This is a genomic window from Jannaschia sp. W003 (assembly GCF_025144335.1).
In the GTDB taxonomy this organism is placed as follows: Bacteria; Pseudomonadota; Alphaproteobacteria; order Rhodobacterales; family Rhodobacteraceae; genus Jannaschia.
Map to the genome: position 1 here is coordinate 427,515 of NZ_CP083539.1, position 23,542 is coordinate 451,056.

Genomic DNA, 23,542 nt, shown 5'->3' on the forward strand with positions numbered 1-23,542 from the left:
TTCCGATGCCGGTGCGGGGTTTCGCACCGGGTCGAATGCGCCGGATCATGTGATTGTCCGGAGCCAAGGCGACGGTCGCACCCGAAGCGGAGGTCGGTCGCCGCCCCGGCGTAGGGCGAACGTCATCCCGATCGGGCACATCGATCACGAGTGGACGTGCGTTCGGCCATGGCCACGCGGAAACGATGCCATCGCCCTGCATGGTGAGTCGCTCAGGTGCCTGACACCGCAGTCCGGCGGGACGCCTATCGAATGCTCCGAGCTGAAGCGCATCGGGCTACGTCGGTGCGTGGTGCGATCCGATCGGAATGCGTCCCATGTCACCGTCGGAGCACCTGTTGCGCGCCGCGCGCGAGCGTCGGCGACGAGCGGCACGCTGCCACGCCGTTCGGGCCGACTACGGTTGCCCGCCGCCATCACGATCGTCGCCGGGTGCCCACCCGCCACGCATTCGAGACCGCGGCCAAACGCATCGACGACGGACGCACCGGGACCGAGCGCGGAGCGAAGGGATGCCGACGCAATCTTCTCGTGTGACCCAGAGCCCGCATGACGCCCCCCCCCGGTCACCGCAGGAGCATCCGGTGAACGCTGCGCGCGAGCGTGGGCGGCAGGCGGCGCAGCGCGGCGGCCTGCTCGGGGCGGCTGCGGTCGCGCAACGCCATCACGATCGTCGCGGGGTGCTCGGCGGCCAGCGTGCCCGCCGCCTCCGCCTCGACGAGGAGGTCCGCGACCGAGACCGGCGTCGCTGGGGGCCGCACCGCCCGCTTCGGGTCGAACGGGGGAACGGGGCGGGGCTGCGCAGACGACGCGGCGGCGGTGGCGGCAGCGGCGGTCCGGATGCCCGCATCCGCCTCTTCGCCCGCACGCGGCGCGGCCGGTGCCTCCGCCCGCACGGCCAGCCGGGACCGGAAGACCGGGCCGGCGCCGTCCGCCTCCTCGAAGGGGTTTCCAAGCGATCCGGAGCCCGCGGACAGCCGCGCCGCCCATCCGCTGGTCGGTGCCGTCGCCGGGTCGAGTTGCTCGGCCTCAGGCTCCACCTCCGCCCGACCCTGTTCGGGTGGTTGCGCCGTCCGCGCGCTCTCCGCTCCGTCCGGCGCCGCCACGGAAGCGCTCCGCCCCTTCGGTGCCGCGCGCATCGCCGCACGCCAGCCGGCACCGGGATCGAAGGCCGCCGGAGGCTCGGGCGTCGCGCCGCCTTTCGCGATCGGCGCAGTCTCCTCGGACCGCGGGCCGGAAGTCGTGCCAGCCGCCGCCTCTCGCGTCGCCGAGCGCGGCGCAGACGCGTCGGTCGCCGTCCCGCCCCCACGGCGCGGCGCCGCCTGCCCCCCTTCGATCCGTCGCACCAGCTCCGCCGCGATGCGCCGCAGCTCGTCCTCGGGCGGGGGCGCGGCGTCCGGCGCGCCGCCCTCGCCGAGCAGGTGCAGCAGGTGCCGCGCGCCGTCCTTGCCCGCCCGCTTGGGGCCGGGCGCGGACGGGGTCTCGCGCCCGGCGGGCCGGATGCGCCGGAACAGATCCCTCATCGCGCCCCCCTTACCCATAGCCGGCCACCAGCGCCCCCGCGACCAGCGCCCAGCCGTCGACCACCACGAAGAACGCCAGCTTGAACGGCAGCGAGACGATCGCCGGCGGCACCATCATCATCCCCATCGACATCAGCACCGCGGCCACCACCATGTCGATCACCAGGAACGGCATGAACACGAGGAAGCCGATCTGGAACGCCCGGGCGATCTCCGAGAGCAGGAACGACGGCACCAGCACCGACAGAGCGTCCGCATCGGCAGGGCGCAGCGCCGCGATGTGGGCCAGAGTGTCGGGGTCGACGCGGGCCGCCATGAAGGCGCGGAACGGGGCCAGCGCCCGGGGCACCGCCTCGGCGAGGGACAGCGCGCCGTCGGTCCACGGCTCGATCCCCCCACTCCAGGCGGCGAGCGCCACCGGCTCCATCACGAACCAGGTGAGGAACAGCGCGAGGCTGATGATCAGCATGTTGGGCGGGGCGGCCTGCAGGCCGATGGCCTGGCGCAGGATCGACAGCACGGTGACGACGAACGGGAAGCAGGTGATCGTGATCACGATGCCGGGCGCGAGGCTGAGCACCGTTAGGAGCGCGACGAGCTGCACCGCGCCGAGCGCCAGCGACTGCCCCTCGATCAGCTCGCGCAGGGGCGCCGCCAGCTCCTGCGCCCCCGCCGGCGCGGCGAGCGGCAGCAGTGCCAGCGCGGCGAGGAGGGGTCTCAAAGCGTTCCATTGAGGTCGGCGATCTCGGTGAGGCGCACCGCGAGGCGGCCCGCGCCCTCGCCCACCGCCTCCTCCAGGGTGCCGCGCGCGATCAGGCGGTCGCCGGCATAGAGCTCCACCGGGTCGGTCGCGGCCTGGTCCAGGGTCATCACCGCGTCGGGCGCGAGGCGCAGCAGCTCGGCCACGGTGGGATAGGCGCGGCCGACGGAGACCGTGACCTCCACCGGCACGCGCGCGAAGGGTCCGCGCTCGGCGGTCTCCGCCAGGGGGGCGTCAGTCATCGGTGCGGCTCCTCTCTGAAGTGCGCAGGGCGTCGAAGGCGTCGTCCATCCCGTCGAGCAGGCCCGCGAGGTCGATCTCGCGCTCGCCGCCCGGGTGGACGAGGCGGGCCTCGAGCGGCGCGAGACCGGCCTCGCCCTCGACCCGCAGGGCGGCGAGGTCGGCGGAGGTGCCCTCGAGATAGGCGTGGAGGGGTCCGACGGCCTCGGGGGCCACGCGCAGGGTCAGCGCGTGGCCCGAGGCGTCGCGCAGCTGCGAGGCCGCCTCCTGGATCACGAGGCCGAGGAACGCGCGGTCCGCGGCGCGCGGCAACATCTTGTCGAAGATCTCGGCGAGCAGCGGCTCGATCTGCGCGAGGCACAGGCTCATGGCGGCGCTCTGGGTGTGGGTCATGCCCTCGAGCCGGGTGGCGAGGCGGGCCGCGGCGCGCAGGTCGTCGGCGCGGATCGCCGCGGCGGCGTCCTCCCAGCCCTGCTGGTAGCCGCGGTCGAACAGGTCCGTGCCCTCGGCGGACTGCCCCCGGGCGCGGCCCGGCGCGACGGCGAAATCCTCGAGCACCATGTCAGGTCGTCTCCTCGGCCATCGCATCCTCCTCGATCCAGCCCTTCAGGACCTCGACCGTCTCGTCGCGCCGCTCGGAGATGAGGGTGCGCAGGCGCTCCACCGGATCGGCGGCGGCGGAAGCGGCCTCGTCGTCGAGCGTGGCCTCGGGGGCGGGCAACTTCGCGCGGCTGGGCGGGGCCTCGGGCCCAGCGACCTGCGGCGGCGCCGCGGCCTCGGGGGGCGCGAGGGCGGCGGCGGCGGGGGGCGGTGCAGCGGCTTCGGGCGTAGCCAGTGCGGCCTGGCCTTCCGCCTCGGCCTCGCCCGCCTGCGGCGCCGCCGCCGTGCCCGCGAGCAGCGGGCGGATCACGAATGCCATCACCCCGAGCGCGGCCAGGATCACGCCGCCCACCGTGGCGAGGCGCACCGCCTGCGCGCCCGACAGCCACGGCGTTCCCGGCGCCTCCAGGCTGGGCGGGGCGAGGGCCTCGAATCGCAAGGTGCGCACGGTGACGACGTCGCCGCGATCCTCGCGGAAGCCCACCGCGGACTGGACCAGCTCGGCGATGGTGGCGAGCTCCTCGTCGGGGCGGGGCGTCCAGTCGGGCTCCGCGCCGCCCTCGGTCGGTGCGTAGGTGCCGTCCACCAGCACGGCAACCGAGATGCGCTCCACCGCGCCGGCGCCGCGCACCACCTGCCGCTCGCGCTCGGACACCTCGTAGTTCACCCGCTCGCGCGAGTCGGCGCTGCGGCTCTCGCCGCCGCCCTCCGCGCCGGCGTCGCCGTCGGGCAGGTTGCTGGCCACGGTCACGCCGCCGCCCGCCGCGGTGCCGCTCGCGGTGCTCTCCTCGGTCTCGGTGCTGATCGCCACGCGGCCCGAGGGGTCGAGCGTGCGCTCGCGCATCGTCTCCTCGGCGAGCGACGTCTCGAGGTTCACCTCGGCCACGAAACGGCCCGGCCCCACGCGCGCGGCGAGGATGCGGTCGATCGCGGCGCGCATCTCGTGCAGGCGCTCGGCCCGGCGCGCGTTCGGGTTCGGCCCCGCCTCGCGCGAGACCACGCGCCCCGAGCGGGCGTCCATCACCGACACGTCGCCGGGCGCTAGCCCCGCCACCGCGCCGGCCACGAGGGTCTGCGCTGCCTCGGCCAGATCCGCGGGCACGTCGCCCGAGCGCATCCGCAACGTCACCGACGCCGTGGCGGCCCGCTCGCGCGCGAAGGGCGAGCGGTTCGAGGCGGCGACGTGGACGCGCGCCGCCTCGACGCCCCGTCCCGCGAGCAGCGTACGCGCCAGCTCCCCCTCGCGAGCGCGCAGGAGGGCGGCGTCGAACATCTGCGAGGTGGTGCCGAAGCCCGACAGCGTGTCGAGAAGCTCGTAGCCCGCGCCGTCGCCGCCGGGCAGCCCCTCGGCGGCCAGGTCGAGGCGCAGGCGGTCGCGCTGCGCCGCATCGACCCAGATCGAGTCGCCCCGCAGCTCGTGCGCGACGCCGCGCGCCTCCAGCTCGGAGAGAATGCCGGACGCGACCGCCGGGTCTAGGCGGGCGTAGAGCAGCTCCAGCACAGGCTCCGAGGCCATGCGCGCGAGCGCGAGGACCAGCGCGAAAGTGGCCAGCGTGGCGCCTGCGAGGATCGCGGGGCGGCGCAGCCGCCGTGCCTTGATGTCGTCGATCAGCGTCTGCACGTGGCGGCGTCCTCTCTCGCTCCGGCCCCCCGGCCGTCGCGGCGCAACTAAGCCGATGGGCGTTAAGAAGCGGTTAGCTGCTTGCGGGTTACAGGCCCTCCCGAGCAGACGGAGGACCGCCGCGTGACCGACACCGCCCCCGACACCGATCCCGGCGCCGAGGACGCGCCGAAGAAGGGCAAGAAGGGCCTCGTCGTCGTGCTCCTCTTGGCCCTCGTGGCGGGCGGCGGCGCGTTCGGCGCCGTCTGGACGGGCATGCTCGACGGCCTGCTCGGCGGCGCCCCCGCCGAGGCGGAGCACGCGGACGCGGGAGGGCCGGGCGAGGACGCGGAGGCCCCCGCGCCCCCGCCCGCCGGCGCCCCTTACGCCTTCCACGAGATCGACCCGATCGCGGTGTCGATCGGCACCGGCGGCGAGGGACGGCAGCTGCGCATCCGCATCGTGCTGGAGCTGGGCGAGGAGGGCGAGGACGCGGTCGCCGGGCTGGAGCCGCGCCTGCAGGACGCCATGCTCGGCTACCTTCGCGCGCTCGACCCCGCGGTGCTGGACGACCCCGCGACGCTGCTCGCCTTGCGCGCGCAGATGCTGCGGCGCGCCCGGCTGATCGCCGGCGAGGAGGCGGTCGCCAACCTCCTCGTCACCGACTTCGTGCTGAACTGAGGAGGCACCGATGGACATCCTGGCGGACATCCTGCTGCTGCTCGGGGCGCTCGGCCTCGCGGCGCACTGCCTCGTGCTCTCGCGGCGCCTGCGGGCGCTGGCGCGCTCCGACGAGGGGCTCGGCGCTACGATCGAGACGCTGTCGCAGCGGGTCGACGCGCTGACGCGCACCGCCGCGCGCGCCACCGAGGAGGCGGAGGCCGCGGCGGCCCGTCTCGCCACGCTCACCCGCGAGGCGGAGCGGCGCGAGGGCGAGTTGTCGTTCCTGCTCGCCGGCCTGGGCGAGGAGGGCGACGAGGCGGACGCGCCGGAGGCCCCCCCGCCCGGCGCCGTGCCGCGCTTCGAGCGCCCGCCCGCGGCCCTGCGCGGCGCCGGAGCGGCCTCGTGAGCCGGCTGCACGCGCTCGTCGGGCGCGTGGCGCTGCTGGGCCTCGCCGCGGTGCTGGTGCTGTCGGCCATGACGCGCCTCGTGTCTGCCAACCTCGCCGGCATCGCCGAGGCCCCCGCCGAGGCGCCGCCCCCCTCCGCGCCCGTGGCCGAGGAGCTGGAGCTGCTGCTCGCCGCCGTGGCGGACCGCGACGAGGCGCTGGCCCGGCGCGAGGCGCAGGTGGCGCTGCGCGAGCAGGACCTGCGCGTGGCCCGCGAGGCGGTGGAGCGCGCGCTCGCCGACCTCGCCGAGGCCGAGGCGGCGCTGGAGGCGCGCATGTACGCCTCGGACGGCGCCTCGGAGGCCGATCTGGGCCGCCTCACCGCGATCTACGAGGGCATGAAGCCCAAGGATGCCGCCGCCGTGTTCGAGACCATGGACCCCGCCTTCGCGGCCGGCTTCCTGGCCCGCATGGCCCCGCCCGCCGCGGCGGCCGTGTTCTCCAACCTCCAGCCGCTCACCGCCTACGCCGTGAGCGCCGCCATCGCGGGCCGCAACGCCGGCGCCGCCACCGAGGAGCCCGCCCAATGACTGGACTGGCCGGCATCGCCATCGTGTTCGTCATGGTGTTCGGCGGCTATCTCGCCGCGGGCGGCAAGATGGGCATCATCCTCAAGGCCCTGCCCTTCGAGATGATCATGATCGGCGGCTCCGCCGTGGGCGCCTTCGTGATCGGCAACTCGATGGGCGCGATCAAGCACACGGTCAAGGACATCAAGAAGGTGTTCAAGGGCTCGCACTGGAAGGGCGACGACTACCGCGACCTGCTGTGCCTGCTCTACCAGCTCCTGCGCCTCGCGCGGCAGAACGCCGTCGCCCTGGAGGAGCACATCGAGAACCCCGAGGGCTCCGCGATCTTCGCGCAGTACCCCCGCATCCTCGCCGACGGCGAGGCGGTCGCCATGATCTGCGACACCCTGCGCGCCATGACCATGAATTACGACGATCCCCATCAGGTCGAGGAGGTGCTGGCCACGCGCCTCGAGGAGAACCTCCACCACGCCATGCACCCCTCGCACGCGATCCAGGGCATGGCCGACGCGCTGCCCGCTCTTGGAATCGTCGCCGCCGTGCTGGGCGTGATCAAGACCATGGGCTCGATCGACCAGCCGCCCGAGGTGCTGGGCAAGCTGATCGCCGGCGCGCTGGTGGGCACCTTCCTCGGCGTGTTCCTCGCCTACGGCTTCGCCGGCCCCTTCGCCGCGCGCCTCAAGGCCGTGGAGGAGGAGGACGCCGCCTTCTACGGACTGATCCAGCAGGTGCTGGTCGCCAACCTGCACAACCATGCCACCAACATCTGCATCGAGGTCGGCCGCCAGGGCACGCCCACCCACATGCGCCCCTCGTTCTCGGACCTCGAGGAGGCGCTGAAGGCCAGCAAGGCGCCCGCATGACGCGCGCGCTCGCCCTCCTGTGCCTCGCGCTGACCTTGCCCACCGCCGCGGCCGCCACCGTGCTGCGCTCGGGCGAGCACGGCGCGTTCACCCGCCTCGCCTTCGCCGCCGGGGGGGCGCTGGTGTGGACGGTATCGCAGGAGGGGGACGCCGCGGCGATCCGCTTCGAGCCGGCGCCGGCGTTCGACCTCGCCCGGATCTACGAGCGCATCGACCGCGCGCGAATTGCCTCGGTGGAGCAGGACGGGGATGCGCTCGTCCTGCGGTTCGGCTGCCGCTGCGGCGTCGAGGTGGTACGCGCCGGCGGGGGCATGATCGCGATCGACGTCGCGCCGCTGCCCGAGGGGGTCGAGATGCCGCCCGAGGCCCCGGAGGCCGTCGCCGCGGTCCCCCCGGCCGAGGCGGTGCGCGCGGCCGACCTGTCGCCCGTCACGATCCCGCTGATCCTGCCCCCCCGCGACTTCCCGCTCGCGCCCCGCCTCGCCCGCGCCTCGCGCGAACGGTTGATCGCTCCCGGTGCACCTGCGCGCGCCGCCCCGCCCCCGCCGGAGGGTGCGACGCCTCCCGAGCAGGTTCGCCTGCGCGACGGCCGCTCCGCCGACCGCCGCGCGGACGCTCCCGATCCGCTGGGACGGGGCGAGCCCAGCGCCTGCGTGGGCGCGGGCCGCTTGCCCGCCCTCCTCGCGCAGACGCCCGAGGCCGCCGAAGCCGCGCTCGCCGACCGGCTCGCTGCCTACGATCCCGCCGACGGGCGCAGCGCCGCGATGCTGCGCGACGCGCTCCACGCCGCCAGCCGCCCGCTGGAGGCTGCGCATCTCGCCCACGCGCGCGGGATCCACGACCGCTGGTCCGCGCTCCTGCTCGCCGCCTCGGGCGAGGGCACGGCCCCCCCGGGAGGGGCGCTGGTCGACGGGTGCGGTCCGGCGGCGCTCCTGCTCTCGCTCGCCGCCGCGCCGCCCGACCGGCGGCTGCCCGAGGAGGCGCGGCGCGCGCTCCTGGAGCTGGTGCAGGACATGCACGCCGCGCGGCGGACCGCCCTGCTCGCCCGCGCCGCGGCCCATGTGCGCCTCGTCGGGATGGACGGCCTCGCCGCCGAGATCGAGACGCGCACGCCGCCCGAGTACGAGGGTCCACCCGTCTACGACCCGGCCGCCCATGGCGCGGCGCTGGCCGCCCGCCTCGGCCCCGACCGCGCCGCGGCGGCGCTCCCGCCCCGCGCGCTGGCCGAGGCGGAGGGCCTCGTGGGCGAGCTGCCCGAAGGCGACGTGCGGGGCACCCTGGAGACCGCGCTGATCCGCGCCGCGCTGCACGGCGGGGACTGGAGCGCCGCCGCCGCACGGCTGGAGCGGGCGGCGCCCGAGCTGCGGGCGTCCGCCCTCGGCCGGGCCGCGCGGGACCTGCGCGCGGCGTCCGGCCCGGAGGCGGTGGTCGCGGCCACGGCGCTCCTGCGCTGGCGCGAGGCGATGCCCGCGCAGGGGCGCGCCGCGCTCGCGGCCCTCGTGCGGGACGCAGGCTACTCCTCGATTGCGGACCGCTGGCAGCCTGCCGGACCCGACGCGCCGGTGCTCGTCACGGTTGCCTCCCCGCCGGGGCCGGAAGCCGCCGCCTGGCTGTCGCGCGACCTCGCCGCCGCGGCTGCCGCGGGCGATGGCCCCCGCTCGCGCATCGCGGCGCACCTGCTCGCCGGCGACCCCGAGGCGGCGCCGGGCACGATCGCCGGCGCGCGGGCCCGCCTCGACCGCGGGCGCACGGCGGCGGCCCACGTCGCCGCCCTGCTGCGGGACACGGGCGGGGAAACCGATCCTTAACCACCGCGCGCTAGCCATGCGCCGACCCGCCGCGAGAGGATGACCATGCGCGCGCTGTTCCAGCCAACCGTGCTCTTCGCCCTCGCGCTGATGTCGGTGATCGTGATGATGGTGGTCCCGATCCCGTCATGGATGCTCGACATCGGGCTCGCCTCCTCGTTCGCGCTGGCGATCCTGATGTTCACCACCGCGCTCTTCGTGGAGCGGCCCCTCGACTTCTCATCCTTTCCCACGGTGCTCCTGGCCTCGCTGATGCTGCGGCTGGCGCTCAACGTGTCGTCCACCAAGCTCATCATCGGCCAGGGCCATACCGGGACCCACGCTGCCGGCCACGTGATCGAGGGCTTCGCCCGCTTCGTGATGGGCGGCAGCGTGTTCCTCGGCGTGGTGATCTTCTGCGTGCTCCTGATCGTGAACTTCGTGGTCATCACCAAGGGCGCCACGCGCATGGCCGAGGTGGGCGCGCGCTTCGCGCTCGACGGTATGCCGGGTCGCCAGCTCGCCATCGACAGCGACATGGCGGCCGGCGCCATCGACCACGCCGAGGCCAAGCGCCGCCGCGAGACGGAGCTGGCCGAGACCACCTTCTTCGGCTCGCTCGACGGCGCCTCGAAGTTCGTGAAGGGCGATGCGGTGGCGGGCCTGCTGATCACGCTCCTGAACCTCGTGGTCGGCCTCGCCGTGGGCCTCCTGGTGCACGGCATGGCGGTGGGCGACGCGCTGCAGACCTACTCGATCCTGACCGTGGGCGACGGGCTGGTCAGCCAGATCCCGGCCGTGATCATCTCGATCGCCTCGGCGCTCTTGCTCGCGCGCGGCGGGGCGACCGGCAAGATGGACCTCGCGATCCTAGCGCAGATCGGCGGCAACCCCTTTGCCTTGGGCACCGTGGGCGTGATCCTGGCGATCTTCGCCGCCGTGCCGGGCCTGCCGGTGGTGCCCTTCCTGCTGGGGGCCACGGGCATGGGCTGGGCCGCCTGGCACCGCCATCGCACGCTCGCCCGCGCCCGCGCCGAGGCGGACCGCCCGCCCGCCGATCAGCCGCTGCCGAAGAAGTCCATGGGCGACGTGCTCGACCTCGACGACATCGGCGTCACCTTCGCCCACGACCTCGTGGGCCTCGCGCTCGACCCCGCGCGCGGGCTGGAAGGGCGCATCGAGGGGATGCGCAACCACATCGCCCAGGGCTTCGGCATGATCCTCCCCGAGATCCGCCTGACGGACGACGCGGGCCTGCCGCCGGGCACCTACGTGATTCGGGTGCAGGGCGTGGAGATGGCACGCGACCGCCTGCAACCGGGTCACCTCCTGATCCTCAAGGGCGACGCCCCGCTGCCCGCGGCCCCCGGGACGGACGTGGCCGAGCCGGTCTACGGTGCCCCGGCCCGCTGGGTGCGCGAGGGCGCCGCGCAGCCCGAGACGCTGGCCGAGCTGACCGTGGTGACCCCCGACGAGGTGCTCGCCACCCACCTGATGGAGGTGGTGAAGTCCGCGTTCCCGCAGCTGATGGGCCTCAAGGCGCTGCAGCGCATCCTCGACGCCCACCGCGGCGTCAGCGACCCGGCCCGCGCCGCCGAGAACCGGCGCCTGATCGACGATCTGGTGCCCGCCAAGGTGCCGCAGGACCTGTTGCTCGCCGTGATGCGCCTCCTGCTGTCCGAGCGGATCTCGATCCGCAACCTCGCCGTGATCCTCGAGACCGTGGCCGAGGGGCGCGAGGCGAAGATGCCGCCCGACATGATCGCCGAGATGGTGCGCCAGCGCCTCGGCGCGCAGATCGTGGCCGAGCTGCGCCGCGCCGACGGCACCGTGCCGCTGATCCAGCTCGCCCCCGGCTGGGAGGAGTGCTTCGAGCGCCACCAGATGCAGGGCGGCCTCTCGGACGTGGCCCTGCCCGCCGAGACGGCCCGCAAGCTGCGTCAGGGCGTGGCCGACCTCGTGGCGCGCGCCGCCGAGAACGGCACCTACCCGGCCGTGGTCACCTCGGCGCGCCGCCGGCGCTACGTCCACGGCCTCCTGCGCGACGCCGGCCTCGGCAACCCCGTGCTCTCCTACGAGGAGGTGGGCCACGGCGCGCGCCCCGCCATGCTCGGCTCCGTGGCGGCCTGAGGGTGGAGGCGCTGGCGCAGGTGGCCGCCGCGATGGACGCCCCCTTCGGCGCCGCCGCCGCGGTGTTCCTGCGCGTCAGCGGCCTCATGCTCCTCCTGCCCGCGATCGGCGAGCGCATGGTGCCCGCGCGCGTGCGGCTGGTGGCCGCCGCCGCGCTGACGGCGGTGCTCGCACCGCTCCTGCCCGCGGCGCAGGTGCCGCCCGCGATCACGCCCGCGCTCGCCTTGGGCGAGGTGGCGGTGGGCGCGGCCCTCGGCGCGGCCCTGCGGTTCCTGGCCCAGGCGCTGCTGGTGGCGGGAACGATCGCGGCGCAGGCGGCCTCGCTGTCGCAGCTCTTCGGCGCGCCCTCGGCCGAGCCGTCCTCGGCGATCGGCGTGCTGCTCCACGTGGCGGGGCTGGCGCTGCTGATGGCGTCCGGCCTCCACCTTGCCGTGGTCGAGATGCTCCTGCGCAGCTGGGACGTGTTCCCGGTGGGCTTCGCCCTGCCGGGGGGCGCGCTGGCCGAATGGGGCGTCGCGCGGGTGGGCGACGCCTTCGCGCTGGCGGTCGGCCTCGCCCTGCCCTTCGTGATCGTCTCGACGCTCTACAACCTCACGCTCGGCGTCATCAACAAGGCCATGCCGCAGCTCATGGTGGCCCTCGTGGGCGCGCCCGCGATCACCGGCCTCGCGCTGGCGACACTGGCCGCCACGGCCGCCACCATCCTCACGGTCTGGCGCGAGCGGGTGATGGGCACCCTGGCCGACCCGCTGCTCCTGCCGTGAGCGAGGAGGCCGACAAGCCGCACGAGCCGACGCCGCGCAAGCTGCAGAAGGCCCGCGAGAAGGGCGAGATCGCCCGCTCCGCCGAGCTGAACGCCTTCGGCCTCTACTGCGGCGGCGCGGCGGCCCTCTTAGTGGCCGGCCCTCCGGTGGCGCGCCGTCTCGTCGACGTCGGGGCCGCGATGCTGGCGGGGGGCAGCGCCGTCTCCATGGCCGCGGCGGGGTCCACCGCCCTGCGCGAGGCGGCGCTGGCGAGCGCGTGGCTCGCCGCCGCGCCCGCGCTCGCGGTGGCCGGCGCGGTGGCGGCGCAGCGCGCGGCGGTGATGGCACCTTCGCGGCTAGCGCCCAAGGCCGCGCGCGTCTCGATCCTGGCGAACGCCAAGAACAAGTTCGGCCCCACCGGGCTGTTCGAGTTCGCGAAGTCCGCCGCCAAGATGACGCTCTACGGCGCGCTCCTCGGCGCCGTCCTCTGGAGCGCGGCGGACCCCATCATCGCCGCCGCCGCGCTGCCGGCGGCGCAGGGAACGATGCTGCTCGGCCGCCTCGTGCTGGCCTCGCTGGCGGTGGTGGTGGGCGTCGCGGGGTGCATCGCCGCAGTCGACGTGACCTGGCAGCGCCACTCCCACGCCTCGCGCAACCGCATGTCCCGCCAGGAGCTGCAGGACGAGATGAAGGAGTCCGACGGCGACCCGCAGTTCAAGGCCCAGCGACGCCAGCGCGCGCAGGAGATCGCGATGAACCAGATGCTCGCCGACGTTCCCGACGCCACGGTGGTGGTCGTCAACCCGACGCACTACGCGGTGGCCCTGCGCTGGTCGGCCGCGGAGCCCAGCCCGCCGGTCTGCCTCGCCAAGGGCACCGACGCGATCGCGCTGCGGATCCGCGAAGCGGCCGAGGCGGCGCGCGTGCCGATCTTCAGCGACCCGCCCACGGCGCGCGCGCTCCACGCCACCGTGGAGCTGGGCGACGCCATCCCGCGCGAGCACTTCCGCGCCGTGGCGGCCGCGATCCGCTTCGCCGAGGCGCTGCGCCGGGAGGCCGGACGGTGACGGGCCGCGCGAGGCAGCGGGCGCGCGAGCTGCGCGCGCTGGCCGACCTGGCGGCCCTCGTGGCCGAGCGCCGCCGCGCCGAGCTGATGCGCGAGGAGCGGCGTCACCAGCCCGTGCGGGCCGAGCTGTCCCGCCTCGAGACGCCGGCGCCTGCCCCGGACGGCGCGACGCTGGCCGAGGCGCACGACCGGGCGGCGTGGGAGGTGTGGCGCGCGGGCCGCCGCCGCGACCTCGCCATGGCGCTGGCCCGCGCCGAGACGACCCTGCGCCCCCTGCGCCACCATGCGGCCCGTGCCGTCGCCCGCGAGCGCGTGCTCGACCGGCTCGCGAAGGAGGGGCGCTAGGGGGAGGGCGCGCTCCGTCCGGCGGCGCCCCCGGATCCCGCGCCTAACGCTCGCGGCGGTCGATCGCCGTCACCAGCACCGTCGCCGCGTCGGGGTGCAGCGCCGCGCGGATCGCCTCGTTCAGCGCGAGGCGGAGGCGGTTCATGGGCAGCGCGTCCGTGAAGCGCCCGTCGAAGCCCCCGAGGCCCGCGTGGCGGAACAGCGCCTCGAGCAGGCGGTCGCGCAGCACCGCCTCGCGGCGCAGCAGCACCTCGCTCGGCAGGGTCTCGCTCTGCAGCGCGAGGTTCAGCACGACGTGCCCCCGCACCCGCCCGTCGTCGACGATGGGCACGATGAACTCGCGCGTGAGGTTCACCAGATCCGGCTCGGGCAGCGGCTCGGGCGGGGGCGGCGCGGCGGCGGCCTCGGGGGGCGGGCGCAGGAACACCGCCGCCGCCCCGCCGCCTGCGGCGAACAGGAGGATCGCCACGATGCCCAGCACCGCCTTCACGTCAGAACGGCAGCAGGATGTCGGCCACCTGCTGACCGTAGCGCGGCTGCTGCACGTCGGTGATCTGCCCGCGGCCGCCGTAGGAGATGCGCGCCGAGGCGATCTTGTCGTAGGTGATCTCGTTCTGCCGCGTCACGTCCTCGGGGCGCACGAAACCCGTCACCAAGAGCACCCGCACCTCGTTGTTGACGCGCACCTCCTGCGTGCCCTCGATCCGCAGGACGCCGTTGGCCTGCACCTCGACCACGGTGGCCGCGACGCGCAAGGTCAGCCGCTCCTTGCGGCGGATCGAGCCGTCGCCCGAGAAGTCCGACGAGGAGTCGAGGCTTACGGCCGCGTCCAGCCCCGCGCCGTCGGGCAACCCGTCCTCCAGCGACTGGGGCAGGCCGAACAGGTCGGGCACCGACAGCCCCTCGCTCCCGGAGCGCGAGCGCGCGCTGGAGTTGTCGAATTCGGCCCGCTCGTCGATGCTGATCACCACCGTGAGGATGTCGCCGCGCCGTCCCGCGCGCCGGTCGCCGAGCAGCGAGCGCGGTCCCCCCGTCCACAGCGAGGCCGCGTCGACGGGCACGTCGGCCGCCTCGGGCAGGACTGGGCCGACGGCCATGGCGAAGTGCTCCGGCCCGCCCGCGTTCGAGGTGAGCTGCGGCGGGCGGCCCACCTCCGCGATGCGCCCGCAGGCGCCGAGGGCGAGGGTGCCACAAAGGACCGCGCGGATCATCGCGTCACCTCCACACGGCCCGGCCCGACCGCGATGCCCGTGACGGTGGAGCGCGACCCGGTGTTGAGCACCCGCACCGTCTCGCCAGCGCCGGCCCGCGCGAGCGCGCGCCCCTCGGCGGCGATCACGAGGGGGCCGGCGCGGAACAGCAGGATGACGGGCTCGTTGCGGTGGATCAGCGTGGGCATGCCCAGATCCCCGGGCAGCACGGGCCGATCGGGGTAGAGGTTCACGCGCGCCTCCAGCCCGATCGCGTCGCGCATGTCGCCCAGCGCGCCCGGCGCGTCGCCGTCGGCCATGGCGAGGTGCACGGCCTCGATCACCGTGCCCGCGCGGATGGGCGCGGCGGCGACCACGGTCTGCGCCGCGGCCGGCGCGGCGGCGGCGCAGGCGACGAGGAGGAGCAGCGCGCGGATCATCGGATCTGCGCCGTGGCGCCCAGCATCTGGTCGGCCGCCGTGATGACCTTGGCGTTCATCTCGTAGCCGCGCTGGGCCTCGATCAGGTCGGTGATCTCCTTCACTGCGTCGACCGAGCTGTCCTCAAGGTAGCCGTGGCGGAACAGGCCCAGCCCGTCCTCGCCGGCGAAGCCCTCGACAGGGGCGCCCGAGGCCTGGGTCTCGCCGTAGAGGTTGGAGCCGAGCCCCTCGAGCCCCTTCTCGTTGGTGAAGGCGGCCAGCGTGAGTTGGCCCAGCAGCTCGGGCTCCACGCGGTCGGCGAAGTAGGCGTAGATCTCGCCCTCGGCGTTGATCGATATGTCGCGCGCGTCGTCCGGGATGGTGATGTCGGGGGTGACGGGATGACCGTCGGAGGTGACCAAGAGGCCGTCGCCCGTGCGCTTGAGCGCCCCGTCGCGGGTGAAGGCGGCCGCGCCCGAGGGTAGGGTGACCTGCAGGTAGCCCTTGCCCGAGATGGCGACGTCCAGCTCTCCGCCGGTCTGCGAGATGCTGCCCTGCGCGGGCGCCATCGAGACGGCTGCGGGCCGTACCCCGAGGCCCAGCTGCACGCCCGCGGGCAGCACCGCGCCGGTGGTGGACGCGATCGAGCCGGCGCGCTGGAGCTGCTGGTAGTGCAGGTCCGCGAACTCCGCGCGGCGGGCGTTGTAGGCGGTGGTGTTCATGTTGGCGAGGTTGTTCGAGATCACCTCGACCCGCATCTGCTGGGCGTTCATGCCCGTGGCGGCAATGGCGAGTGCGCGCATCTCTCTCTCCTACTGGGGGTCCATCACGCGCATCATCGCGCGCAGGCGTTCGTCCTCGCGGTCGAGCATGGACTGGCCCATGCCGTAGGCGTTCTGCACGGCGATCATCCGGGCGATCTCGATCACGGGCGAGGTGTTGGAGCCCTCGAGGAAGCCCTGCATCATGCGCCCGCCGATCACCGGCTCCACCCCGCCCTCGTGGCGGAAGCGGGTATCGCCCACGCGGACCAGCCCCTGGGGGTCGTCGGGCCGCACGAGGCCGATCTCGCCGAAGGGCCGCCCCCCGCGGCTCAGCGTGCCGTCGGGCGCGATCGCCACGTCGCCGGGGCCGGGCGGCACCGCGACGGGCGCGCCGCCCGCGTCGAGCAGCGGCAGGCCGTCGGGCGTGACCAGGGTGCCGGCGGCATCCGCCGAGAAGGTGCCCGCGCGCGTCAGCAGCGGGCCGTCGGGGCCGCCGATCTGGAAGAATCCGTCGCCCTCGATGGCGAGGTCGTAGGTGCCACCCGTGCGCTCCAGGGCGCCCTGCGACAGGTCGGTGTGGCGCGCGGCCGCGTCGCCCATCGACAGCGACGGCGCGCCGCCCGCGCCCGCGGCCACGTGCTCGGCGAACACCACCGCCTCGGCGCGGTATCCGGTGGTGCCCGCGTTCGCGATGTTCTGCGCGATCACGTCGAGCTCGCGCATGAGGCCCGACTGGCGCGACAGCGTGGCGTAGATGCCGTCCATCCTCAGCCCCCCATGATCAGGGGCAGCAGCGTGCCCCGGAAGTAGTGGGTGAGCGTCAGGGTCATGAACCCCATCGACAGCCAGAAGACGGCGAGGATCGCGGCCATCTTGGGCACGAAGGTCAGCGTCATCTCCTGCACGGAGGTCAGCGCCTGCACGAGGCCGATGGCGAGGCCCACCACCAGCGCCGCCGTGAGGATCGGCGTGGACACGGCGACCGCCACCCACAGCCCCTCGTGGAGCGCGTCGAAGAAGACGAGGTCGTCCATCAGACCGGCATCCGCAGCAGTTCCTGGTAGGCCTCGACCACGCGGTCGCGCACCGCCACCGTGGCCTCGAGCGCGAGCCGGCTCTCGGTCAGGGCGGTCACCAGCGCGTGGGGGTCGCCCCCGCCCGTGACCGCCGCGGCGCCCTGCGCTTCCGCGCCGCGCATCGTGGCGAGGAACGCCTCGGCCGCCTCGGCCGCGCCCGCCGCCGGGGACGGAGCCTTGGGGGCCGCGTAGCCCGCGATCGCCTGGAGGGAGGAGACGTCCATGGGTGCACCTATCGCTTGAGCAGGTCGAACAGCGCGCCGCTCATGCGGCGGGTCTGCTCGAACATCTTGAGGTTGGCCTCGTAGGAGCGCTGCGCCTCGCGGGCGTCGGCGATCTCCGTGAGGAGGTTCACGTTCGAGGCCTCGTAGGTCCCGTCGGCGCCGGCGAGCGGATGGGCGGGGTCGTGTACGCGCCGCGGCTCGGAGCGGTCGAGCTGCACGCGCCCCACGCGCACCGCGCCGGTGGGGCGCCCGGCCTCCACCTCGGCCAGGAAGCCCACCGTCTTGCGGCGGTAGCCCGGCGTGTCGGCGTTGGAGATGTTCTCGGACACGTGGCGCAGGCGCTGGCCTTGGGCGCGCATGCCCGAGGCGACGATCCGCAGCGCGTCCCCGAAGCCGGCCACTAGCGGCCCCGCCCGATCGCGGCGCGCAGGATGTCCACCGACGCCTGGTAGACGCTCAGCGCCCGGTCGTGGGCGCGCTGCGCCTCGGTGGCGCGCAGGATCTCGGTCTCCAGCGCCACGCCGTTGCCGTCCGGGTCCAGGGGGCCGGCGACGGGCCGGGCGCGCCACGCCTCTCCGCCACTGCCACCCAGATGGTTGGGCCGCGTCGCGCGCATCTCGGCGTCGCGACCGGGGCGGAAGGGGGCGAGGTCGAAGGGCCGGAAGCCCGGCGTGTCCGCGTTCGCCACGTTGCGGGCGACGATGGCCTGGCGGGTGGCGGCGTGCGCGGCCGCCTCTGCCGCGAGGCCCATGATGGCGGGCATCTGCATGTCTCTCTCCTCGATGCAACGGGGCATTAAGACCGATTCGTTTAGATTCCGTATCCGAAGCCCCGGAATCGCCCCCCTCCCAGTCGGAGCCACGCCGCCATGCACCCCGCCTCGCTCGAGATCCTCCGTGCCCGCATCAAGCCGCTCTCGGCGGTGCGCCCCCTGGGCCGCGTACGCCGCATCCACGAGGACCGCATCGTCGTCGGCGGGCTGGACCGGGCCGCGCGCCTCGGCGACGAGGTGGTGTGCTGCGGCACCGACGGGCCGCTGCGCGCCGAGGTGGTGGCGCTGGGCGAGGGCGGCGTCGAGGCGATGCCCTACGCCTCGCTCGACGGCCTCGGGCTGGGTGCCGAGGTGGTGGTCGCGGGCCCCGCCACGATCGCGCCCGCGGACGGCTGGCTGGGGCGCATCGTCGATCCGTTCGGCGCGCCGCTCGACGGGCGCCCCCTGACCGAAGGCGCGCCCCGCCCGATCCGCGCCGCGCCCCCGCCCGCGGGCCGCAGGGGCGGCTTCGGCGCGCGCCTCGCCACGGGCTACGTGGCGCTCGACACGTTGCTGCCCGTGGCCGAGGGGCAGCGGATGGGCGTCTTCGCCGGCTCCGGCGTGGGCAAGTCGCGCCTTCTGGGCGATCTCGCGCGCGACATGGAAGCGGACGTGGTGGTTGCCGCGCTGATCGGCGAGCGGGGGCGCGAGGTCTCGAGCTTCGCGCGCGACGCGGTGGGCGCGGCCATGGCGCGCACCGTGGTCGTGGCCGCCACCTCGGACCGGCCCGCCGGGGTGCGCCGCCGCGCGCTGCCCGCAGCCATCGCCGTGGCCGAGCGGTTCCGCGCCTGCGGCGCGCGCGTTCTGTTCGTGTGCGACAGCCTCACCCGCCATGCCGAGGCCTGCCGCGACGTGGCGGGCGCGCGGGGCGAAGGCGTTGCCATGCCGCCCAGCCTCGTCTCGGAGCTGGCCGCCTGCCTCGAGCGGATCGGCCCCGGTGCGGACCGCGAGCCGGCGATCACGGCGGTGCTCACGGTGCTGGTCGCCGGCTCCGACATGGAGGAGCCGCTGGCCGACGCGGTCCGCGGGCTGCTCGACGGGCACGTGGTGCTCTCGCGCGCGGTGGCCGAGGCGGGGCGGTTCCCGGCGATCGACCCGCTCGCCTCGGTTTCGCGCTCGCTGCCCGAGGCCGCCACGAATGAGGAGAACGCCACGATCGCCCGCACCCGCGCCCTGCTGGAGGCCTATGCCCGCAGCGAGCTGATGGTGACCGCCGGCCTCTACGACGCCGGCCGCGACCCCGCCCTCGACGAGGCGATCCGCCTGCGCCCGAAGGTGCTCGATGCCCTCGCCGCGCGCGCGGGCACTCCGGCGGACAGCTTCGTGCTCCTGCGCCGGGCGCTGGGGTAGCGCCGCCGCCGCGCCCGCGGCTGAGCGCCGGGTGCGAGGCAGCGCCGTGCGGGTGCCGCCGCCCCGCTTCCCTCCTCAGTACCCTCGCAGCATCACCAGCGCCGGACTCGTCGGTGGCGCGTTGGCGGCCGCATCGAGCAGCAGGAAGCGGTCGATCACCTTGCCCAGCGTTTCCGGCTCGGTCAGCTCCGCGACCGTGGAGACGCCGAAGCTCTGCTGCGCGCGGGCGCGGAACTCGGTGAGCTGGCGGTCGAGGTCCAGCGCGGCCACGCCCTTGGGCAGGCCCAGCGCGCCCTCCACCACGGTGCGCAGCGCGGGCGTGCCCATCACCGTGAACCAGGCCACGTCGTCGGTGCTGCTGCCTTCGGCCACGTCCGCGAAGGCGCGGCGGGCGTTGAGCGCGAGGCGCAGGGACTCGTCCTGCTCGCCCACCGCGCTCTCGAAGCCGAGCGTGGCGAAGCGCGCGGCGATGTCGTCGGCGAAGCCCGGAAACTTGGTCCTGGGCCCGAAGGGCAGGTCGAAGCCGAACGCCTCGGCGAGGTCGTGGTAGCGGCTGTCAGCGAGGCGGTTGGCCAGCGAGGCAGTGTCCGTGGTGCCCCCCTCGAGGACCTTGCGCAGGAAGAAGCGCGAGTCGATGTCCTCGGACAGGCCGAACGCCTCCAGCGCCACCGACAGGAGCCGCCGGTCGGCCACCAGCGCCTCCGCACTGTCGATGCCACCGATGCGCGCGCGGAAGTCGTCGAGCGCGCGCTGGTTGGTGCCCGTGGCCGCGTGGGCGGCCTGCTGCACGTCGAGCGTGCGCTGGAGGAAGCGCCAGCCCGCGAGGCCGCCGGTGGGCAGGACGGGCTGGAACATCACGCCCCCCGCGCGAGGGCGAGGAGGCGCGCCTCGCGGGCGCGCAGCTCGCGCAGGAGGCGCAGCGCCGGGTACGCCCGCCCGCCCGCGAGGTGATCGGCGATGCGCGCGAGCGCGGCCCGGTCGGGGCCGCAGCGGAACACCTCCTGCAGGGCGGCGAGATGGGCACCCGCCTCGGCGAGCGCGGCCTCGCGGGGGGCCAGCCCGGCCACCACCAGCTGCACCAGATGAGTCAGCCGGCCCACGGGCGTGGCGGCATCCGCCGGGTCGATGGCGTCGCGCATCCGCAGGATGTCGGCGCCCGGCGTGAGCACGCGCAGGCAGGCGGCGCGGCCGGAGCTCTCGAGCGCGGCGCCGTTCACGAGCATCCGCTCGCCGGCGCGCAACTTGAGGACGAGCCCGGCCACCTCACCCGCCCCCGGTGGCGAGGCCCGCCACCACGCGGCGGTTGATCTCGATCAGCACGCGCACGTCGCCGCGGCCCGCGAGCAGCTCGGAGGTCGAGCGGTCCACGAAGGCGCCGAGGCTCACGAGGCCCGCGCGCAGGGTCTCGGGCATGGGGTTGTCGGCGTCGGCGGCGCTCAGCAGCACGGCGTACCACAGGCGGCGGTTCTCGTGCAGGAGGTCGGCGCGGCGCGAGAAGGGAACCCCCTCGTCGCGGAAGCCGGCGATCATGCGGCGCGTGAGCGCGGCGATCCCCTGGGCCTCGGCGCGCTTGGGGCTGAGCAGCGCGTCCTCCATGGCGGTGTAGGCCCCGGAAAGGGGTTGGGCGTAGTACATCGGCTGGCATCCCGGTTCTGGGGATCAGGGGGCGTCGGAGCCGCGCCCGGCGGGGCGCGGCTCCGTTCGGATCAGCGGAACAGCGCCAGGATCGACTGCGGCGCCTGGTTGGCGATCGACAGCGACTGGGTGGCGAGCTGCTGCTGCACCTGCAGCGCCTGGAGGCGGGCCGAGGCCTCCTCCATGTCGGCGTCCACCAGCGCGCCGATGCCCGAGGTCAGCGAGTCCGTGAGCGCGCTCACGAAGTCGGACTGGGTGTCGATGCGGCCCTGCGCCGAGCCGAACGAGGCCGAGGCGTCGATCGCCTTGTCGATCAGCCCCTCGATCGCGGTCAGCGCCGAGGTCGCGCCCGCGTCGGTCGTCACGTCGATCGAGCCCAGCGCCGCGAGCCCGCCCGAGGACGAGCCCACGGTGTTGCCGTCGACGTCCGCCTCGATGGTCACGCCGAGCTCGTTGCCCGCGTTGGCGCGGGTCAGGCGCAGCGTGTCGCCGTCCACCTTGGAGACGGTGTAGTTCGTCTCGTCGGTGGCCGACAGGAAGGCCGAGACCTGGTCGTAGAGTTCGTTCGCCACGTCCTCGGCGCTGTCGGTGCCCGTGGCCACGTACTCGAAGGTCCGGGTGCCGACGGAGTTGGCGAAGCCCGTGTCGTCGAGCGACAGCTGGTAGCCGAAGCCCTCGCCCACCGATCCGACGTTGATGTCGATGAACGCGTCCGTGCCGTCGGTGGCGGTGGCCGTGCCCGAGGCGACCGGGGTGCCGCCCTTCTCGGCCGAGACGATGGTGGTGCCGGTGTCGGCGCCGGTGCCGTCGTAGACCTGCGTGGTCACCGTGCCGGTGACGGACAGGTTCTGGCGGTCCACCGAGATCTGCGCCGCGGAGACGTTGCCCGAGCTGTCGCGGTTGAGCGACGAGAGCACGTCCACGGCCGTGGTCGACGAGCCGTCCACGAGGTTGAGCCCGTTGAACTGGGCCGCGCCCACCACCGACTTGATCTGGTCGGTCAGCGCCGTGATGTCGGTCTGGATCTTGTCGCGGTCGACGTTGGATTCCTGGGCCGCGACGATCTTGCCCTTGATGTCGGTCAGCAGGTCCGTGACCGTCTCGGAGGCGTTGCGCGCCACCGCGACCGTGGACTGGCCGAGACTCAGGCTCTCCTGGATCGCCTTGAAGCCGTTCACGTCGGATTCCATCTGCTTGGAGATGGCCCAGACGGCGGAGTTGTCGCGCGCCGATCCGATCGACTTGCCGGTGGAGATCTCGGCCTGGGTGTTGCCGAGGTCCTTGTTGATGTTCTGCAGCGTCTGCAGCGCGACCATCGCGCTGTTGTTCGTCAGGATGCTGGACATGGGTTTTCCCGTGATGCGGGCCTGCTTCGCAGGCCGGAAGACACAGCCTTCTGCCGGCGGGGCCCTGGCCCCGTTCGAGCGTCCTTCTGGACTGGGCCCCTGATGCGGCCCGAACCCTTGTCGAATCGTGAACGGCATGGGCGCGCGTCGGGCGCATTCGCCTCGAATCCGCGCCGCCCTTCCGTCCCCCAGCCGCCCGCGCTAGTCACCGCGGATGCCCACCTCGCCCCCCTCCGACGCCCCGCGGCGCCGCGTCCTCGTCGTCGTCGAGAACCTGCCCGTGCCCTTCGACCGGCGCGTCTGGCTGGAGGCCACGACGCTGCGCGCCGCCGGCTACGAGGTGTCGGTGATCTCTCCGATGGGGCGCGGCTGCACCGCCACCTACGAGTGCATCGAGGGCGTCCACGTCCACCGCCACCCGGCCGCGCCCGAGGCCCGCACGCGCGCGCTGGCCTTCGTGCGCGAGTACCTCCACGCGCTCCGCCACTGGTTCCGCCTCGCCGGCGCGGTGCACCGGGCCCGGGGCTTCGACGCGATCCACGGCTGCAACCCGCCCGACCTCGTGTGGATGCTGGCCCTGCGCTGGCGCCTGCGGGGCGTCGCCTACCTGTTCGACCACCACGACGTCTGCCCCGAGCTGTTCGAGGCCAAGTTCGGCCGCCGCGGCCCGCTCCATGCCGCGCTCCGGATCATGGAGCGGATCACCTTCGCGGTCGCCGACGTCTCGATCGCCACGAACGAGAGCTTCCGGAGCATCGCCGTTGACCGGGGCGGCATGGCGCCCGAGGACGTGTTCGTGGTCCGCTCCGCGCCCCGCGCGAAGTCGTTCCAGCCCGGGCAGGGGGACCCGCGCTTCCGCCGGGCCGCGACGATGCTGGGCTGGATCGGCGTGATCGGCCAGCAGGAGGGGCTCGAGCTTCTGGTCGAGGCAATGGCCCACCTCGCCGCCGAGGGGCGCGACGTCCACGCCGTCGTGATCGGCACCGGCCCCCACGCGCGCGCCGTCGAGGACGCGGTGGCGCGCGCCGGGCTCGAGGACCGGTTCACCTTCACCGGCGCGGTCGACGGCAAGACGGTGCTGGCGGCGCTCAACAGCTGCGACATCGGCGTGGCGCCCGATCCGCACAACGCGATGAACGACGTGAGCACCATGAACAAGGTCGTCGAGTACATGGCGCTGGCGAAGCCCACCGTGCAGTTCGCGCTGCGCGAGGGACGGGCCTCGGCCGGGGACACCGCGCTCTATGCCCGCCCGAACGACCCGCGCGACTTCGCCGCGAAGGTGGGCTGGCTGATCGACCACCCCGAGGCGGCGCGCGGGATGGGGGCCCGGGCCCGCGAGCGGGTGCTCGGCACGCTGGGCTGGGACAACTCGGTGCCCCACCTCCTCGCTGCCTACGACCGCCTGTGGGAGAAGCGGGGGCTCTGAGCC

29 protein-coding genes are annotated in these 23,542 nt (G+C 74.7%); 11 read left to right on the forward strand and 18 right to left on the reverse strand.

All coding sequences use genetic code 11. The features are described from left to right. Positions 1-566: 566 nt before the first annotated feature. Genes K3554_RS01950 through fliF form a run of 5 tightly spaced genes read right to left on the reverse strand, consistent with a single transcriptional unit; the run spans position 567 to position 4,744 of the window. Positions 567-1,523: a hypothetical protein gene (locus K3554_RS01950; protein ID WP_259942828.1), complete on the reverse strand. Its 957-nt coding sequence runs from the start codon at positions 1,521-1,523 to the stop codon at positions 567-569. 10 nt (positions 1,524-1,533) lie between these two features. After that, positions 1,534-2,244 (reverse strand): flagellar type III secretion system pore protein FliP, encoded by a 711-nt coding sequence (fliP, locus tag K3554_RS01955; protein ID WP_259942829.1) that lies wholly within the window; start codon positions 2,242-2,244, stop codon positions 1,534-1,536. Beyond that, entirely contained in the window at positions 2,241-2,525 is a 285-nt protein-coding gene (locus tag K3554_RS01960) for a FliM/FliN family flagellar motor C-terminal domain-containing protein (protein ID WP_259942830.1), read from the reverse strand. The genes fliP and K3554_RS01960 overlap by 4 nt, the downstream gene beginning before the upstream one ends. Then, positions 2,518-3,084 carry a hypothetical protein gene (locus K3554_RS01965; protein WP_259942832.1) on the reverse strand — a complete coding sequence of 189 codons (567 nt, stop codon included), beginning with the start codon at positions 3,082-3,084 and terminating at the stop codon, positions 2,518-2,520. Before K3554_RS01965 ends, K3554_RS01960 begins: the two co-directional genes overlap by 8 nt. A 1-nt stretch (position 3,085) precedes the next feature. Next, a complete protein-coding gene (fliF, locus tag K3554_RS01970) occupies positions 3,086-4,744 on the reverse strand; it encodes a flagellar basal-body MS-ring/collar protein FliF (protein ID WP_259942836.1) in 1,659 nt (552 codons plus the stop codon). Positions 4,745-4,867: 123 nt separating this feature from the next. On the opposite strand from fliF, the gene fliL reads away from it, so the two are divergent. The 9 genes from fliL to K3554_RS02015 are packed head-to-tail and all read left to right on the forward strand — an operon-like array spanning position 4,868 to position 13,295. After that, positions 4,868-5,404, forward strand: a complete 537-nt coding sequence (gene fliL, locus K3554_RS01975) for a flagellar basal body-associated protein FliL (RefSeq protein ID WP_259942838.1) — start codon at positions 4,868-4,870, stop codon at positions 5,402-5,404. Positions 5,405-5,414: 10 nt separating this feature from the next. After that, positions 5,415-5,792 carry a hypothetical protein gene (locus tag K3554_RS01980; protein ID WP_259942840.1) on the forward strand — a complete coding sequence of 126 codons (378 nt, stop codon included), beginning with the start codon at positions 5,415-5,417 and terminating at the stop codon, positions 5,790-5,792. Next, the gene (locus tag K3554_RS01985) at positions 5,789-6,361 is read left to right on the forward strand and encodes a MotE family protein (RefSeq protein WP_259942842.1); all 573 of its coding nucleotides are present in this window, start codon (positions 5,789-5,791) and stop codon (positions 6,359-6,361) included. Before K3554_RS01980 ends, K3554_RS01985 begins: the two co-directional genes overlap by 4 nt. Further along, a complete protein-coding gene (gene motA / locus K3554_RS01990; RefSeq protein ID WP_259942844.1) occupies positions 6,358-7,224 on the forward strand; it encodes a flagellar motor stator protein MotA in 867 nt (288 codons plus the stop codon). Before K3554_RS01985 ends, motA begins: the two co-directional genes overlap by 4 nt. Beyond that, a complete protein-coding gene (locus tag K3554_RS01995) occupies positions 7,221-9,032 on the forward strand; it encodes a hypothetical protein (RefSeq protein WP_259942846.1) in 1,812 nt (603 codons plus the stop codon). The genes motA and K3554_RS01995 overlap by 4 nt, the downstream gene beginning before the upstream one ends. A gap of 39 nt (positions 9,033-9,071) precedes the next feature. After that, a complete protein-coding gene (locus K3554_RS02000) occupies positions 9,072-11,141 on the forward strand; it encodes a flagellar biosynthesis protein FlhA (RefSeq protein ID WP_259942848.1) in 2,070 nt (689 codons plus the stop codon). A gap of 2 nt (positions 11,142-11,143) precedes the next feature. After that, complete coding sequence (locus K3554_RS02005; protein ID WP_259942850.1) at positions 11,144-11,905, forward strand: flagellar biosynthetic protein FliR; 762 nt, start codon at positions 11,144-11,146, stop codon at positions 11,903-11,905. Next, positions 11,902-12,951 (forward strand): flagellar biosynthesis protein FlhB, encoded by a 1,050-nt coding sequence (locus K3554_RS02010; protein WP_259942851.1) that lies wholly within the window; start codon positions 11,902-11,904, stop codon positions 12,949-12,951. The genes K3554_RS02005 and K3554_RS02010 overlap by 4 nt, the downstream gene beginning before the upstream one ends. Further along, a complete protein-coding gene (locus tag K3554_RS02015; protein ID WP_259942854.1) occupies positions 12,948-13,295 on the forward strand; it encodes a hypothetical protein in 348 nt (115 codons plus the stop codon). The genes K3554_RS02010 and K3554_RS02015 overlap by 4 nt, the downstream gene beginning before the upstream one ends. Before the next feature lie 43 nt (positions 13,296-13,338). Here the strand turns inward: K3554_RS02015 and K3554_RS02020 are convergent, their stop codons facing one another. From K3554_RS02020 to K3554_RS02060, 9 genes are read right to left on the reverse strand one after another with little or no spacing between them, the layout of a single operon-like run. Continuing rightward, entirely contained in the window at positions 13,339-13,785 is a 447-nt protein-coding gene (locus tag K3554_RS02020; protein ID WP_259942856.1) for a flagellar basal body-associated FliL family protein, read from the reverse strand. A 1-nt stretch (position 13,786) separates the two neighbouring features. Beyond that, the gene (flgH, locus tag K3554_RS02025; RefSeq protein ID WP_259942860.1) at positions 13,787-14,506 is read right to left on the reverse strand and encodes a flagellar basal body L-ring protein FlgH; all 720 of its coding nucleotides are present in this window, start codon (positions 14,504-14,506) and stop codon (positions 13,787-13,789) included. After that, positions 14,503-14,925: a flagellar basal body P-ring formation chaperone FlgA gene (flgA, locus tag K3554_RS02030; RefSeq protein ID WP_311200354.1), complete on the reverse strand. Its 423-nt coding sequence runs from the start codon at positions 14,923-14,925 to the stop codon at positions 14,503-14,505. The genes flgH and flgA overlap by 4 nt, the downstream gene beginning before the upstream one ends. Then, on the reverse strand, positions 14,922-15,707 hold the full coding sequence (gene flgG, locus K3554_RS02035) for a flagellar basal-body rod protein FlgG (protein ID WP_259942862.1): 786 nt from the start codon (positions 15,705-15,707) through the stop codon (positions 14,922-14,924). The genes flgA and flgG overlap by 4 nt, the downstream gene beginning before the upstream one ends. Before the next feature lie 9 nt (positions 15,708-15,716). Beyond that, positions 15,717-16,433: a flagellar hook-basal body complex protein gene (locus K3554_RS02040; RefSeq protein ID WP_259942863.1), complete on the reverse strand. Its 717-nt coding sequence runs from the start codon at positions 16,431-16,433 to the stop codon at positions 15,717-15,719. A gap of 2 nt (positions 16,434-16,435) precedes the next feature. After that, on the reverse strand, positions 16,436-16,702 hold the full coding sequence (locus K3554_RS02045) for a flagellar biosynthetic protein FliQ (protein WP_409197329.1): 267 nt from the start codon (positions 16,700-16,702) through the stop codon (positions 16,436-16,438). Beyond that, entirely contained in the window at positions 16,702-16,968 is a 267-nt protein-coding gene (locus tag K3554_RS02050) for a flagellar hook-basal body complex protein FliE (RefSeq protein WP_259942865.1), read from the reverse strand. Before K3554_RS02050 ends, K3554_RS02045 begins: the two co-directional genes overlap by 1 nt. An 8-nt stretch (positions 16,969-16,976) precedes the next feature. Beyond that, positions 16,977-17,369, reverse strand: coding sequence for a flagellar basal body rod protein FlgC (gene flgC, locus K3554_RS02055; RefSeq protein WP_259942866.1), 393 nt, complete (start codon positions 17,367-17,369; stop codon positions 16,977-16,979). Next, positions 17,369-17,737: a flagellar basal body protein gene (locus K3554_RS02060; RefSeq protein ID WP_259942868.1), complete on the reverse strand. Its 369-nt coding sequence runs from the start codon at positions 17,735-17,737 to the stop codon at positions 17,369-17,371. Before K3554_RS02060 ends, flgC begins: the two co-directional genes overlap by 1 nt. 99 nt (positions 17,738-17,836) lie before the next feature. On the opposite strand from K3554_RS02060, the gene fliI reads away from it, so the two are divergent. After that, positions 17,837-19,129: a flagellum-specific ATP synthase FliI gene (gene fliI, locus K3554_RS02065; RefSeq protein WP_259942870.1), complete on the forward strand. Its 1,293-nt coding sequence runs from the start codon at positions 17,837-17,839 to the stop codon at positions 19,127-19,129. Between the two features lie 75 nt (positions 19,130-19,204). On the opposite strand, the gene K3554_RS02070 is transcribed toward fliI, so the two are convergent. From K3554_RS02070 to K3554_RS02085, 4 genes are all read right to left on the reverse strand, one after another. After that, complete coding sequence (locus tag K3554_RS02070; protein ID WP_259942871.1) at positions 19,205-19,984, reverse strand: DUF1217 domain-containing protein; 780 nt, start codon at positions 19,982-19,984, stop codon at positions 19,205-19,207. Then, positions 19,984-20,391, reverse strand: a complete 408-nt coding sequence (locus K3554_RS02075) for a flagellar biosynthesis repressor FlbT (RefSeq protein ID WP_259942872.1) — start codon at positions 20,389-20,391, stop codon at positions 19,984-19,986. Before K3554_RS02075 ends, K3554_RS02070 begins: the two co-directional genes overlap by 1 nt. A 1-nt stretch (position 20,392) precedes the next feature. Then, entirely contained in the window at positions 20,393-20,764 is a 372-nt protein-coding gene (locus K3554_RS02080) for a flagellar biosynthesis regulator FlaF (RefSeq protein WP_259942873.1), read from the reverse strand. A gap of 71 nt (positions 20,765-20,835) precedes the next feature. Further along, positions 20,836-22,110 (reverse strand): flagellin, encoded by a 1,275-nt coding sequence (locus tag K3554_RS02085; protein WP_259942874.1) that lies wholly within the window; start codon positions 22,108-22,110, stop codon positions 20,836-20,838. 214 nt (positions 22,111-22,324) lie between these two features. On the opposite strand from K3554_RS02085, the gene K3554_RS02090 reads away from it, so the two are divergent. Beyond that, entirely contained in the window at positions 22,325-23,539 is a 1,215-nt protein-coding gene (locus K3554_RS02090; protein ID WP_259942876.1) for a glycosyltransferase family 4 protein, read from the forward strand. Positions 23,540-23,542: the final 3 nt, after the last annotated feature.

Bases quoted from the DNA above. Each gene is read 5' to 3' on its own strand.
- K3554_RS01950 (WP_259942828.1), bottom strand. From the start codon at position 1,523: ATGAGGGATCTGTTCCGGCGCATCCGGCCCGCCGGGCGCGAGACCCCG.
- K3554_RS01960 (WP_259942830.1), bottom strand. From the start codon at position 2,525: ATGACTGACGCCCCCCTGGCGGAGACCGCCGAGCGCGGACCCTTCGCG.
- K3554_RS01965 (WP_259942832.1), bottom strand. From the start codon at position 3,084: ATGGTGCTCGAGGATTTCGCCGTCGCGCCGGGCCGCGCCCGGGGGCAG.
- K3554_RS01980 (WP_259942840.1), top strand. From the start codon at position 5,415: ATGGACATCCTGGCGGACATCCTGCTGCTGCTCGGGGCGCTCGGCCTC.
- motA (WP_259942844.1), top strand. From the start codon at position 6,358: ATGACTGGACTGGCCGGCATCGCCATCGTGTTCGTCATGGTGTTCGGC.
- K3554_RS01995 (WP_259942846.1), top strand. From the start codon at position 7,221: ATGACGCGCGCGCTCGCCCTCCTGTGCCTCGCGCTGACCTTGCCCACC.
- K3554_RS02000 (WP_259942848.1), top strand. From the start codon at position 9,072: ATGACCATGCGCGCGCTGTTCCAGCCAACCGTGCTCTTCGCCCTCGCG.
- flgH (WP_259942860.1), bottom strand. From the start codon at position 14,506: ATGATCCGCGCGGTCCTTTGTGGCACCCTCGCCCTCGGCGCCTGCGGG.
- flgA (WP_311200354.1), bottom strand. From the start codon at position 14,925: ATGATCCGCGCGCTGCTCCTCCTCGTCGCCTGCGCCGCCGCCGCGCCG.
- flgG (WP_259942862.1), bottom strand. From the start codon at position 15,707: ATGCGCGCACTCGCCATTGCCGCCACGGGCATGAACGCCCAGCAGATG.
- K3554_RS02040 (WP_259942863.1), bottom strand. From the start codon at position 16,433: ATGGACGGCATCTACGCCACGCTGTCGCGCCAGTCGGGCCTCATGCGC.
- K3554_RS02045 (WP_409197329.1), bottom strand. From the start codon at position 16,702: ATGGACGACCTCGTCTTCTTCGACGCGCTCCACGAGGGGCTGTGGGTG.
- K3554_RS02050 (WP_259942865.1), bottom strand. From the start codon at position 16,968: ATGGACGTCTCCTCCCTCCAGGCGATCGCGGGCTACGCGGCCCCCAAG.
- K3554_RS02060 (WP_259942868.1), bottom strand. From the start codon at position 17,737: ATGCAGATGCCCGCCATCATGGGCCTCGCGGCAGAGGCGGCCGCGCAC.
- fliI (WP_259942870.1), top strand. From the start codon at position 17,837: ATGCACCCCGCCTCGCTCGAGATCCTCCGTGCCCGCATCAAGCCGCTC.
- K3554_RS02070 (WP_259942871.1), bottom strand. From the start codon at position 19,984: ATGTTCCAGCCCGTCCTGCCCACCGGCGGCCTCGCGGGCTGGCGCTTC.
- K3554_RS02080 (WP_259942873.1), bottom strand. From the start codon at position 20,764: ATGTACTACGCCCAACCCCTTTCCGGGGCCTACACCGCCATGGAGGAC.
- K3554_RS02085 (WP_259942874.1), bottom strand. From the start codon at position 22,110: ATGTCCAGCATCCTGACGAACAACAGCGCGATGGTCGCGCTGCAGACG.
- K3554_RS02090 (WP_259942876.1), top strand. From the start codon at position 22,325: ATGCCCACCTCGCCCCCCTCCGACGCCCCGCGGCGCCGCGTCCTCGTC.